At 66.7% G+C, this 11,831-nt stretch carries 10 protein-coding genes; 8 read left to right on the top strand and 2 right to left on the bottom strand.

Annotated elements, in window-relative coordinates; genetic code table 11:
* Nucleotides 1-9: 9 nt before the first annotated feature.
* Nucleotides 10-1,653, bottom strand: coding sequence for an acyl-CoA dehydrogenase family protein (locus P0Y43_RS12015; RefSeq protein ID WP_275637481.1), 1,644 nt, complete (start codon nt 1,651-1,653; stop codon nt 10-12).
* A 160-nt stretch (nt 1,654-1,813) separates the two neighbouring features.
* Nucleotides 1,814-3,790, bottom strand: coding sequence for a sensor histidine kinase (locus P0Y43_RS12010; RefSeq protein ID WP_275637480.1), 1,977 nt, complete (start codon nt 3,788-3,790; stop codon nt 1,814-1,816).
* A 264-nt stretch (nt 3,791-4,054) separates the two neighbouring features.
* Between P0Y43_RS12010 and P0Y43_RS12005 the strand changes: the two genes are divergently transcribed.
* The 8 genes from P0Y43_RS12005 (at nt 4,055) to lnt (ending at nt 11,729) form a co-directional block, all read left to right on the top strand.
* Nucleotides 4,055-4,852, top strand: coding sequence for a hydroxymethylpyrimidine/phosphomethylpyrimidine kinase (locus P0Y43_RS12005; protein ID WP_275637479.1), 798 nt, complete (start codon nt 4,055-4,057; stop codon nt 4,850-4,852).
* Between the two features lie 14 nt (nt 4,853-4,866).
* Nucleotides 4,867-5,490 carry a thiamine phosphate synthase gene (thiE, locus tag P0Y43_RS12000; protein WP_275637478.1) on the top strand — a complete coding sequence of 208 codons (624 nt, stop codon included), beginning with the start codon at nt 4,867-4,869 and terminating at the stop codon, nt 5,488-5,490.
* A 17-nt stretch (nt 5,491-5,507) separates the two neighbouring features.
* Nucleotides 5,508-6,791, top strand: coding sequence for a glutamate-1-semialdehyde 2,1-aminomutase (hemL, locus tag P0Y43_RS11995; RefSeq protein WP_275637477.1), 1,284 nt, complete (start codon nt 5,508-5,510; stop codon nt 6,789-6,791).
* 235 nt (nt 6,792-7,026) lie between these two features.
* A complete protein-coding gene (locus P0Y43_RS11990; protein ID WP_275637476.1) occupies nt 7,027-7,578 on the top strand; it encodes a tetratricopeptide repeat protein in 552 nt (183 codons plus the stop codon).
* A gap of 294 nt (nt 7,579-7,872) precedes the next feature.
* Nucleotides 7,873-8,871, top strand: a complete 999-nt coding sequence (locus P0Y43_RS11985) for a PhoH family protein (RefSeq protein ID WP_275637475.1) — start codon at nt 7,873-7,875, stop codon at nt 8,869-8,871.
* A complete protein-coding gene (gene ybeY / locus P0Y43_RS11980; RefSeq protein ID WP_275637474.1) occupies nt 8,864-9,337 on the top strand; it encodes an rRNA maturation RNase YbeY in 474 nt (157 codons plus the stop codon). The genes P0Y43_RS11985 and ybeY overlap by 8 nt, the downstream gene beginning before the upstream one ends.
* A gap of 26 nt (nt 9,338-9,363) precedes the next feature.
* Nucleotides 9,364-10,203: an HlyC/CorC family transporter gene (locus tag P0Y43_RS11975; RefSeq protein WP_275637473.1), complete on the top strand. Its 840-nt coding sequence runs from the start codon at nt 9,364-9,366 to the stop codon at nt 10,201-10,203.
* A gap of 8 nt (nt 10,204-10,211) precedes the next feature.
* Nucleotides 10,212-11,729: an apolipoprotein N-acyltransferase gene (gene lnt / locus P0Y43_RS11970; RefSeq protein WP_275637472.1), complete on the top strand. Its 1,518-nt coding sequence runs from the start codon at nt 10,212-10,214 to the stop codon at nt 11,727-11,729.
* Nucleotides 11,730-11,831: the final 102 nt, after the last annotated feature.

Genomic DNA, 11,831 nt, shown 5'->3' with positions numbered 1-11,831 from the left:
GCAACGCGCTCAGAGCGGCGTGGCGCGCGCCACCAGGGCCTGGGCATCGACGCCACGCGGCAACGCGCCGTACACCCGGCCACCGCCTCCCAGGCGGCTGCCGATGAAGGCGTCGCTGACCACGGCGTTGCCGGCCTCCAGCAGCAGCTTGGCCTGCAACGCCACGGCGATGTCCTCGGTCAGCTGGCGGGCGCGGTACTGGATATCGTCGGTGTCGGCGAAGGCGCCCTTGAGGTTGCCGATATGCGCGGCCAGGCGCGGGTCGCCGTGGCCGTCGCCAAGCTCGGCGAACAGCGCGTCGAGCACACCCGGCTCCTTGGACAACGCGCGCAACACATCCAGGCATTGCACGTTGCCCGAGCCCTCCCAGGTGGAGTTGACCGGCGCCTCGCGGTACAGCCGGGGCAGGATGCTGTCCTCCACGTAGCCCGCGCCGCCCAGGCATTCGGCGGCTTCGTTGATCATTCCCGGGGCACGCTTGCAGATCCAGTACTTGCCCACCGCCGTCACCAGGCGGGCGAAATGCGCCTGCTGCGGGTCGTCCAACTGGTCCAACGCCTGGCCCATGCGCAGGCTCAGGGCCAACGCCGCCTCGCTTTCCAGGGCCAGGTCGGCGAGCACGTTCTGCATCAACGGCTGCCCGGCAAGCACGCGCCCGCCGACCTTGCGGTGCGCGCAATGGTGCGCGGCCTGGGTCAGGGCCTGGCGCATCAGGGCGCTGGAGCCGACCATGCAGTCGAAGCGGGTCATGGCGACCATCTCGATGATGGTCGGTACGCCACGGCCCTCTTCGCCGATCATCCAGGCCAGGGCGCCACGCAACTCCACTTCGCTGGAGGCGTTGGAGCAGTTGCCGAGCTTGTTCTTCAGGCGCTGGATGTAGAACTGATTGCGCTGGTCGTCGGGGCGGTGACGCGGCAGCAGGAAGCAGCTCAGGCCTTTTTCGGTCTGCGCCAGGGTGAGGAAGGCATCGCACATCGGCGCCGAGCAGAACCACTTGTGGCCCACCAGCTCGTAGGCCTGCCCCGGGCCGGGGGTGCCGACCGGGTAGGCGCGGGTGGTGTTGGCGCGCACGTCGGTGCCGCCCTGCTTCTCGGTCATGGCCATGCCGAGGGTCACCCCGGCCTTGTGCCGATCGCCGACGTTGCGCGGGTCGTACTCGCGGGCCAGGACCTTGGGCAGCCAGTACTGCGCCAGCTCCGGCTGCAGCTTGAGCGCCGGCACGGCGGCGAAGGTCATGGTCAGCGGGCAGCCGGTGCCGGCTTCGGCCTGGCTGTGCAGGTAGGTCATCGAGGCGCGGGCCACGTGTGCACCGGGGCGTGGGTCGGCCCAGGGCAGCGAGGGCAGGCCGTGCTCGACGGCGGTGCGCATCAGTTCGTGGTAGGCGGGGTGAAACTCCACCAGGTCGATACGGTGGCCGTAGCGGTCGTGGCTGCTGAATTCAGGCTTGTGCGCGTTGGCCAGGAAGCCTGCCGCCATCAGCGGGCCGCCGGCCAGGGCGCCGTAGGCGTCGATCCGCGACTCGGCCCAACTGGCGCCGAAGCGGCGGGACCATTCCTGCAGGGGTTGGTCGAGGCGATAGAGGTTGGCGCCGTCGAGCGACGGGGGCTGGTTGGTGACCTCGTGGGTTTCGGCGTACTGGTGCAGGTTCATCGGGGGCTCCCTGGATCCGGTCGGGCCTGGAATCTCCAGTGAAGCATTCAATGCCGGGGGGGCATAGGGGCAAAAAGGACAGTTCGGGGGGCATTTGCCGGCCCTATCGCGGGGCGAGCCCGCTTCTACAGGGAGCCACGGCGCCCCGCGACCAGGGCACTCATGAATGGGCTACGTGACCGGAGGGCACCTGCAGTTGAGCCACGGCCACCGTCAACGACAGCTCGAAACGACTCCCCAGCCCGCGCGTCGACTCGTGGGACAACCGCGCGCCAATCAACTCGCCCAACTGCCGGCAGATCGACAGCCCGATGCCCAAGCCGCCGTAGCGCCGGGTCATGGAGCCGTCGACCTGGAAGAAACGCTGGTACAGGATCGCCTGGTCGAGGTCTTCGAAGCCGATGCCGCTGTCGCTCACCGTAAGGCTCAACACCAGGCTGTCCGGCCCGGCCCACCGTCCGCGGGCCTGGATCATCACGCCGCCCTGGTGGGTGAACTTCAGGCCGTTGTCCACCAGGCAGGCCAGGCAGCGCGCCAGCTTCTGCGCGTCGCACACCAGCCCGTCGGGCAAGTCGTCGGGGATGTCAACGCTCAGGTACAGCCCCTTGCCCAATACCTGCCCGGCGTAGCCGGCGCGCAGTTCCTGAAGCAGGCGGCGCAGGCTGAACGGGGCGCCGTGGGCGCGCAGGCGGCCGGCCTGCAGCTCGGTGAGGATGAGGATGTCATCGACCATGGCCATCATGTCCTGGGCCGAGCCGGTCGCGGTACGGTGGTACTGGGCCTGCTCGGCGCCCATGGGCACGGTCTGCATCAGTTCCAGCGAGCCGATCACGCCGTTCATCGGGGTGCGCAACTCGTGAGTCACGGTGGCGAGGAAGTCATCTTTCAGCCGGTTGCTGCGGGCCAGTTGCTGGTTCAGGTGCTCCAGGGTACGCCCGGTGTCACGCAGCGCCCGCGCCTGTTCCTCGCGCAGGCTGTTGATGCGGTCGGCCAGCGCCAGCGACAGCAGCGCCACCTCCAACGCCGAGCCCAGCTGGCTGGCGTACATGGTCAGGAACACGTTGGGCAGGTAGCCGAGCACCATCAGCGTATTGACCAGCCCTCCCAGCAAAAACGCCGACCAGGCGACGACGAACCAACGCGCCACCCGAACCCCGCGCCGCCAGGCGAACACCCCTGCGGCGAAGATACTCACGGTGAACGCCAGGGCAAGGCCGGTGGCCATGCGCAAGGCCACACCGTAGGGCATGCTGACCGCCAGCACCACCACCAGCACGCCCGCGCCCATCAGCAGCAGCAACAGGCGGTCGAGGCCACGGCTGAGCCGGCCCAGTTTCAGGAAGCTGCGGGCGAACTGGCAGCCGAACAGGCCGGCGGCACCAATGAACAAAGGCGTGGCGGCGTTGGTCCACCAGGGGTTGTCAGGCCAGAAGTAGGCGACGCCAGCACCGTTGACCGACACCTGGTAGAGGCCGAACGAGGCGATGTAGAAGATGTAGTAGAGGTAGCTGACGTCGCGCACGCTGAGGTAGATGAACAGGTTGTACACCAGCATCACCAGCAGCACGCCGTAGATCATGCCCAGCACATACAGGCGCGTGGGCTGCGCCTCGATATAGGCGTCGGTCGACCAGAGCGTCAGCGGCGCCTGCACCGACCCTTCGCTGTGCAGCCGCAGGTAGGCCGTGGTCGGCTGGCCGGCGACCAACGGCAACTCGAACAGGTAGTTGTTCTGCAGGATCTGCCGGCTGTCGTAGGGCAGCGCGTCGCCGGTGCGCCGGGCCAGGCGGTAGCCGCCCTGGCCGTCCGGCAGGTACAGCTCCAGGTGGTCCAGCGGCGGGTAGGCAAGCTCCAGCAGCCACTGCCGGGGCGCGGCCGGCGGGCCGACAGGGCGCAGGTCCAGGCGAATCCAGAACACCGAGGTGGAATAGCCGGCATTGAGCACGTCTTGGTCATGTTGACGGAAGCGGCCAGCGAACGTGGGGGCGCTGACCTGGGCGATGGTGGCGGTGCCTTCGCGGTCTTCGAAGACCTGCATCAGTTTGCCCAGAGGAAGTTGTCGGGTGGCGCTGTCGAAATCGACCGCTCCCGCCAGCATGGGCAGGCAGCCCAGAAGCACAATCAGCAAATAGCGCATACAGCCCCAGCATGGCCTGTGCGGTCACGTCCTCGGTGCCTCCCTTCCCTTTGAGGCGACGCGATCCGGCAGTGCCGTTGATCGAGTTATCCGAGCACTCTAGCATAGCTTTGCAAGCTGGCCAGCTGCTATTACCCATTTATGCAAAAAGGCTCTAGAACAATACTTACAGGCCTGGCAAACGTTAAAACCTGACCAAGTGAACAGCAAAATCCCCGCGCAGGCCGATTCGCGCCAAAGGGTTTGGTGGTAAGCTCGCCGACCATGAATACCTACAGCTCCCGCCCCGTTGTCCTCTGTCTCTCCGGCCACGACCCCAGTGGCGGCGCCGGCCTGCAGGCAGATATCGAAGCCCTGCTCGCCCAAGGTTGTCACGCCGCCCCCGCGGTGACCGCCCTGACCGTGCAGGATACCGTCAACGTTTCCGACTTCCGCGTGCTCGACCGCGACTGGGTGCTGGCCCAGGCCAACGCCGTGCTCGCCGACTCCACGGTGGCGGCGGTCAAGCTGGGCATGCTCGGCTCGATCGAGATGGTCGACACCGTCGCCGAGCTGCTGGCGGCGCACCCGCACTTGCCGCTGGTCTGCGACCCGGTGCTGCGCGCCGGCGGCGGTGGCCGCCTGGGCAAGGACGAGGTCGGCTACGCATTGCGTGAGCGCCTGCTGCCACGCGCCACCATCGCCACGCCGAACCTGCCGGAAGCGCGCATCCTCGCCGAGCTGCCGCAAGGCACCGCCGACGAATGCGCCGAGAAACTCTTGCCGTTCTGCCAGCACCTGCTGATCACCGGCGGCCACGGCGACGAGGAGCAAATCCACAACCGCCTGTACAGCCGCGACGGCCAGCAACACACCTGGACCTGCCAGCGCCTGCCCGGCAGCTACCACGGTTCGGGCTGCACCCTGGCCAGCGCCCTGGCCGGCCGCCTGGCCCTGGGCGAACAGCTGCAAAGCGCCGTACGCAGCGCCCTGGACTACACCTGGCGGACCCTGCGCGACGCCGAGCAACTGGGCAAGGGCCAATACGTGCCGCGTCGCCTGCCCCTGGACTTCTGCTCCTGACACGAGGCCTTGCCATGAAGCTACGCGGCCTGTACGCGATCACCGACAGCCAGCTGCTCGCCGGCCGTTTCCTGTCCCACGTCGAGGCTGCGCTGGAAGGCGGTGTCTGCCTGCTGCAATACCGCGACAAGGGCGACGACGCGGCCCGCCGACTGCGCGAGGCCGAAGCGCTGAAGACCCTGTGCGAACGCTATGGCGCCCAGTTGATCATCAATGACGACGCCGAGCTGGCCGCGCGCCTGGGCGTCGGCGTGCACCTGGGCCAGACCGACGGCCCGCTGACCCCGGCCCGCGCCCTGCTCGGGCGCCATGCCATCATTGGCTCGACCTGCCACGCCAGCCTCGAGCTGGCCGCCCAGGCCGCCGCCGAAGGTGCCAGCTACGTGGCCTTCGGCCGCTTCTTCAATTCCGTGACCAAGCCCGGCGCACCGGCCGCCAGCGTCGAGCTGCTGGAACAGGCGCGCGCCCAGGTCAAGCTGCCGATCGCGGTGATCGGCGGCATCACCCTCGACAACGCCGCCCCGCTGGTCGCCCATGGCGCCGACCTGCTGGCGGTGATCCACGGCCTGTTCGGTGCCGACAACGCGCAGGAAGTCACCCGCCGCGCCCGCGCCTTCAACGCCCTGTTCGCTTCCTGATTTCGAGAGAAGACCCCATGTCCCGTTCCGAAACCCTGTTCGCCCAAGCCCAGAAACACATCCCCGGTGGTGTCAACTCGCCGGTGCGCGCCTTCAAGAGCGTCGGCGGCACCCCGCTGTTCTTCAAGCATGCCGAAGGCGCCTATGTGATCGACGAGGACGACAAGCGCTACGTCGACTACGTCGGCTCATGGGGCCCGATGATCCTCGGCCACGGCCACCCGGAGGTGCTCGACGCGGTGCGCAACCAGTTGCAGCACGGCCTGTCCTACGGCGCGCCGACCGCGATGGAAACCGAAATGGCCGACCTGGTCTGCTCGCTGGTGCCGTCGATGGAGATGGTGCGCATGGTCAGCTCCGGCACCGAGGCGACCATGAGCGCCATCCGCCTGGCCCGTGGCTACACTGGCCGCGACGCCATCATCAAGTTCGAAGGCTGCTACCACGGCCATTCCGACAGCCTGCTGGTAAAAGCCGGCTCCGGCCTGCTGACCCAAGGTGTGCCGAGTTCGGCCGGTGTGCCGGCGGACTTCGCCAAGCACACCCTGACCCTGCCGTTCAACGACCTCGCCGCCGTGGAGAAAACCCTCGCCGATGTCGGCCAGAGCGTGGCCTGCATCATCGTCGAGCCGGTGGCCGGCAACATGAACTGCGTACCGCCAGCACCGGGCTTCCTTGAAGGCCTGCGCGAGCAATGCGACAAGCACGGCGTGGTGCTGATCTTCGACGAAGTGATGACCGGTTTCCGCGTCTCCCTGGGCGGCGCCCAAGGGCACTACGGCATCAAGCCGGACCTGTCGACCTTCGGCAAGATCGTCGGCGGTGGCATGCCGGTCGGCTGCTTCGGCGGCAAGCGCGAGATCATGGGCTGCATCGCCCCACTCGGCCCGGTCTACCAGGCCGGCACCCTGTCGGGCAACCCGCTGGCCATGGCCGCGGGCCTGGCCACACTGCGCCTGATCAGCCGCCCAGGCTTCCACGACGAACTCAGCGCCTTCACCAGCCGCATGCTCGACGGCCTGCAACAACGCGCCGATGCCGCGGGCGTGCCATTCGTCACCACCCAGGCGGGTGCGATGTTCGGCCTGTACTTCACCGGTGCCGATGACATCGTCACCTTCGACGACGTGATGGCCAGCGATGCCGAGCGCTTCAAGCGCTTCTTCCACCTGATGCTCGACGGCGGTGTGTACCTGGCGCCGAGCGCGTTCGAGGCGGGCTTCACCTCCATCGCCCATGGCGACAAGGAACTGGCGATCACCCTGGATGCAGCCGAGCGGGCGTTCGCCGCACTGAAGTAAGGGCCGGCCCTATCGCGGGGCAAGCCCCTCCTACAAGGACCACGCCGTCTCTGTAGGAGCGGGCTTGCCCCGCGATGACCACCCCAGCATTGCAAAACATGAACCCCGTCACACCCAGGCCTACTAATTCCTCTCTTCAGAAAATCGAGTAAAACTTTGTAAGGTAGGCGCTGCTTATCCCATAATGTGCCACCAGAGACATTGGCCGCAGCTTTGCAGAGGTAAGTCGATCCCCATGAACCGCACCGGCCGCGCCCTGACCATGGGCTGCCTGTTGCTTCTTCAGCCCCTGCTGGCCCTGGCGGAGGGCGGTAACTCGTTGCTGATTCCAGCAACGGGCCGCTGCACCCTCAATGCCCAGCCTTCGGAGCTGGAGAACGCCCTGAAGGCCTGCGAGCGAACGGCGGGCGCCGGGGACGCCCAAGCGCAATACGAACTGGGCGAGTTCTACTACAGCGGCAACCAGGCCCCGAAAGACCTGGGCAAGGCCCTCGACTGGTTCGGCAAGGCCTCGCTGCAGGGCCACGCCCAGGCCCAGTACCGCCTCGGCGGCATGTTCTTCCATGGCGAAGGGGTCAAGGCCAACAACGTACAGGCCTACATCCTGCTGAAGATCGCCGCGGTCAACGGCGCCGAGGATGCCTTGGACATGGCCGACGAAGTCACCGAGCAGATGCCTCGCGACGAACTCGAACACGCCACCCAAGTGCTCGGCCAGATCTTCCGCAAATACCTGCTGGAGCTGCAAAGCGCTGAAGGCCGTACCCCCTTCTCGCCCCTCCCCTGACGCCCGCGCGCCCTAAAGCCTTGGCCTTTCGCGCCCCGGCAAACGACCGGAGCGTGCGGCGAATAACCGAATCGTCAAATTCCCGTGCGACAATCCAGTACCGAGCGAGCAACGGCTCGCGGTACGCAGCGAAGGCACGCAGCCGCATGCACGGGTTGACGCACGGACTCATCGAGCGCTGGCACTGCGGCAGAGGCCTGCATCGACCCTTGATCGCTTGGGTGCTTTCGCCACCGCCGATCAAGGGTTATTCTTGAGCTCACACCCATTGCCGACGAGCGGCTAAAAACGACCTTGAACGCTCCCATCCAACCCCATCGCTTCATCCTCGAACCCTTCGAGGCCCACCGTTTCGCCAACCTGTGCGGCCAGTTCGACGAGCACCTGCGCCTGATCGAGCAACGCCTGGCCATCGAGATCCGCAACCGCGGCAACCAGTTCGAACTGATCGGCGAACCCAAGACCACCTCCGCTGCCGAGCAACTGCTGCGCCGCCTCTACCGCGAGGCCAAGGCCACCGAGCTGTCACCGGAAACCGTGCACCTGTACCTGCAGGAGTCGACGGTCGAGAACATCGACAACCCGGCGGTCAACGAAGTCAGCGTGTCGCTGCGCACGCGCAAGGGCAACATCCGCCCGCGCGGGGTCAACCAGCAGCGCTACGTCAAGGAAATCCTGGCCAACGACATCAACTTCGGCATCGGCCCGGCCGGCACCGGCAAGACCTACCTGGCCGTGGCCTGCGCCGTCGACGCCCTGGAGCGCGAGCAGGTGCGGCGCATCCTGTTGGTGCGCCCGGCGGTCGAAGCCGGCGAGAAACTGGGCTTCCTGCCCGGTGACCTGGCACAGAAGATCGACCCGTACCTGCGCCCGCTGTACGACGCGCTCTACGAAATGCTCGGCTTCGAGCACGTGGCCAAGCTGATCGAGCGCCAGGTGATCGAGATCGCCCCGCTGGCCTACATGCGCGGTCGCACGCTGAACAACAGCTTCATCATCCTCGACGAAAGCCAGAACACCACCCTCGAGCAAATGAAGATGTTCCTCACCCGCATCGGCTTCGGCTCGACCGCGGTGATCACCGGCGACATCACCCAGGTCGACCTGCCGCGCGGCACCAAGTCGGGCCTGGCGCACGTGATCGAGGTGCTCAAGGACGTGCCGGGCATCAGCTTCACCCATTTCCAGCCCAAGGACGTGGTGCGCCACCCGTTGGTGCAACGCATCGTCGAAGCCTACGACCGCTTCGACGCCCGCCAGGCCAAGCCCGAGGCACACGCCAAAGATGCTTGAACTCGACCTGCAACGGGCCACGGACGCCGCTGCCCCGGATGACGACGCCTTTCGCCGCTGGTGCGAGCTGGCCCTGCGCCAGCGCAGCGCCGATTCGGAAATGACCATTCGCCTGGTCGACGAAGCCGAGGGCCGCGAGCTGAACCACACCTACCGGCACAAGGACTACGCGACCAACGTGTTGTCCTTCCCCGCCGACGTGCCCGACGAGTTGCTCGACATCCCGCTGCTGGGCGACCTGGTCATCTGCGTGCCCGTGGTCGAGCGCGAAGCCGCCGAGCAGGGCAAGGCGCTGCAGGCGCACTGGGCGCACCTGGTGATCCACGGTTGCCTGCACCTGCTGGGCTACGACCACATCGAGGACGATGAGGCCGAAGAGATGGAAGCGCTGGAACGAACATTGCTGGCGGAACTGGGTCACCCGGACCCTTACGCCGACGACGAAACCGAATCAATCACACACTGATACTGCAAGGATCACGAGTAACCGCCATGAGCGAAGACCGATCGAGCAACGGGCAAAAGTCCTGGCTGGGTAAACTGACCCAGGCTTTTGCCCATGAGCCGAAAAACCGCCAGGAGCTCCTCGAGCTGCTGCGCGAAGCCCATCAGAACAAGCTGCTCGACAGTGAAGCGCTGACCATCGTCGAAGGCGCCATCCAGGTCGCCGACCTGCAGGTGCGCGACATCATGGTGCCGCGCTCGCAGATGATCAGCATCAAGGCCAGCCAGTCGCCCCGCGAATTCCTGCCGGCGGTGATCGACGCCGCGCACTCGCGCTACCCGGTGATCGGCGAAAGCCATGACGATGTGCTCGGGATCCTGCTGGCCAAGGACCTGCTGCCGTTGATCCTCAAGGAGAACGGCGACCATTTCAACATCAAGGACCTGCTGCGCCCCGCCACCTTCGTGCCGGAGTCCAAGCGCCTGAACGTGCTGTTGCGCGAGTTCCGCGCCAACCACAACCACATGGCCATCGTCATCGACGAATACGGCGGCGTGGCGGGGCTGGTGACCATCGAGGACGTGCTCGAGCAGATCGTCGGCGACATCGAGGACGAGCATGACGTCGAGGAGGACAGCTACATCAAGCCGCTGCCCAGCGGCGACTTCCTGGTCAAGGCCCTCACGCCGATCGACAATTTCAACAGCTTCTTCGACAGCACCTTCTCCGACGACGAGTTCGACACCGTCGGCGGCCTGGTGATGAGCGCCTTTGGCCACCTGCCCAAGCGCAACGAGACCACCGAGATCGGCGCCTACCGCTTCCGTATTCTCAACGCCGACAGCCGGCGGATACACTTGCTGCGCCTGACCCCGATCACCCGTTAAGGAAAACCATGCGCTGGATCACCCGCCCCGGCTGGCCCGGTAACCTGCTGGCCGTGGCGGCCGGCGCCGCCACCACCCTGGCCCTGGCACCGTTCGACCTGTGGCCGCTCGCGCTGCTGGCCATCGTCGCCTTCTACCTCGGCCTGCGCGACCTCACCCCGCGCCAGGCGCTGGGCCGTGGCTGGTGCTACGGCTTCGGCCTGTACGGCGCCGGCACCTGGTGGATCTACGTCAGCATGAACACCTACGGCGGCGCTTCGCCGCTGCTGGCGATCCTGTTGCTGGTGGCGTTCTTCGCCTGCCTGGCCTGGTTCTTCGCCCTGCCCGCCTGGCTCTGGGCGCGCTGGTTGCGCCGCAATGAGGCGCCACTGGCCGACGCGCTGTGCTTCGCCGCGCTGTGGTTGCTGCAAGAGGCCTTCCGCGGCTGGTTCCTCACCGGTTTCCCCTGGCTGTACGCTGGCTATAGCCAGCTCGATGGCCCCCTCGCGGGCCTGGCGCCACTGGGCGGCGTATGGCTGATTTCGTTCTCCCTGGCCCTGACCGCGGCCCTGCTGTGCAACCTCAACCGCCTACGCGCGCGCCCGGCGTTCCTGGCCATCGGTGCCGCGCTGCTGGTGGCGCCGTGGACGATCGGCGTGGCACTCAAGGAGCACGCCTGGACCCGTCCGGCTGGTGAGCCGCTGAAGGTCGCGGCCCTGCAAGGCAACGTCGAGCAAGAGCTGAAATGGGACCCGGCCCACGTCAACGCGCAATTGGCGCTGTACCGGGACATGAGCTTCAGCAGCAAGCCGGTCGACTTGCTGGTGTGGCCGGAAACCGCCGTGCCGGTGCTCAAGGACCAGGCCGAAGGCTACCTGAGCGTGATGGGCAACTTCGCCGCCGACCGGCATACCGCGCTGATCACAGGCGTACCGGTACGTGAAGTGGTCCATCACCAACGCCGCTACTACAACGGCATCACCGTGACCGGCGAAGGCGACGGTACCTACCTCAAGCAGAAGCTGGTGCCCTTCGGCGAATACGTGCCCCTGCAAGATGTGCTGCGCGGCCTGATCGAGTTCTTCAACCTGCCGATGTCGGACTTCGCCCGCGGCCCCGAGGACCAGCCACTGCTGCAGGCCAAGGGTTACCAGGTGGCCCCTTACATCTGCTACGAGGTGGTCTACCCCGAGTTCGCCGCCGGGCTTGCCGCGCGCAGCGACCTGCTGCTGACCATCAGCAACGACACTTGGTTCGGCACCTCGATCGGCCCGCTGCAGCACTTGCAGATGGCGCAGATGCGCGCCCTGGAGGCCGGCCGCTGGATGATCCGCGCCACCAACAACGGCGTGACCGCACTGATCGACCCGTTCGGCAGAATCACCGCGCAGGTCCCGCAGTTCCAGCGCGCGGTGCTGTATGGCGAGGTGGTGCCGATGCAGCAGTTGACGCCCTACCTGCAATGGCGCTCGTGGCCGCTGGTGATCGTCTGTGCGCTGCTGATGGGCTGGGCGCTGCTGGCCGGGCGTATCGCCAGGACCGTTTGAGCGTATCGCCTGATGCGGCCCTATCGCGGGGCAAGCCCGCTCCTACACGGACATCGCCGCACGTGTGGGAACGGGCTTGCCTCGCGATAGGGCCAGCCCTGC

This window comes from Pseudomonas entomophila, from assembly GCF_029193575.1.
In the GTDB taxonomy this organism is placed as follows: domain Bacteria; phylum Pseudomonadota; class Gammaproteobacteria; order Pseudomonadales; family Pseudomonadaceae; genus Aquipseudomonas; species Aquipseudomonas entomophila_G.
The sequence above is the reverse complement of the archived record's forward strand: the minus strand, read 5'-3'. Positions and strand labels throughout refer to the sequence as shown.

Coding starts and splice junctions, on each gene's coding strand:
- thiE (WP_275637478.1), top strand. CDS start 4,867: ATGAAGCTACGCGGCCTGTACGCGATCACCGACAGCCAGCTGCTCGCC.
- P0Y43_RS11990 (WP_275637476.1), top strand. CDS start 7,027: ATGAACCGCACCGGCCGCGCCCTGACCATGGGCTGCCTGTTGCTTCTT.
- P0Y43_RS12010 (WP_275637480.1), bottom strand. CDS start 3,790: ATGCGCTATTTGCTGATTGTGCTTCTGGGCTGCCTGCCCATGCTGGCG.
- lnt (WP_275637472.1), top strand. CDS start 10,212: ATGCGCTGGATCACCCGCCCCGGCTGGCCCGGTAACCTGCTGGCCGTG.
- P0Y43_RS12005 (WP_275637479.1), top strand. CDS start 4,055: ATGAATACCTACAGCTCCCGCCCCGTTGTCCTCTGTCTCTCCGGCCAC.
- hemL (WP_275637477.1), top strand. CDS start 5,508: ATGTCCCGTTCCGAAACCCTGTTCGCCCAAGCCCAGAAACACATCCCC.
- P0Y43_RS11975 (WP_275637473.1), top strand. CDS start 9,364: ATGAGCGAAGACCGATCGAGCAACGGGCAAAAGTCCTGGCTGGGTAAA.
- P0Y43_RS12015 (WP_275637481.1), bottom strand. CDS start 1,653: ATGAACCTGCACCAGTACGCCGAAACCCACGAGGTCACCAACCAGCCC.
- ybeY (WP_275637474.1), top strand. CDS start 8,864: ATGCTTGAACTCGACCTGCAACGGGCCACGGACGCCGCTGCCCCGGAT.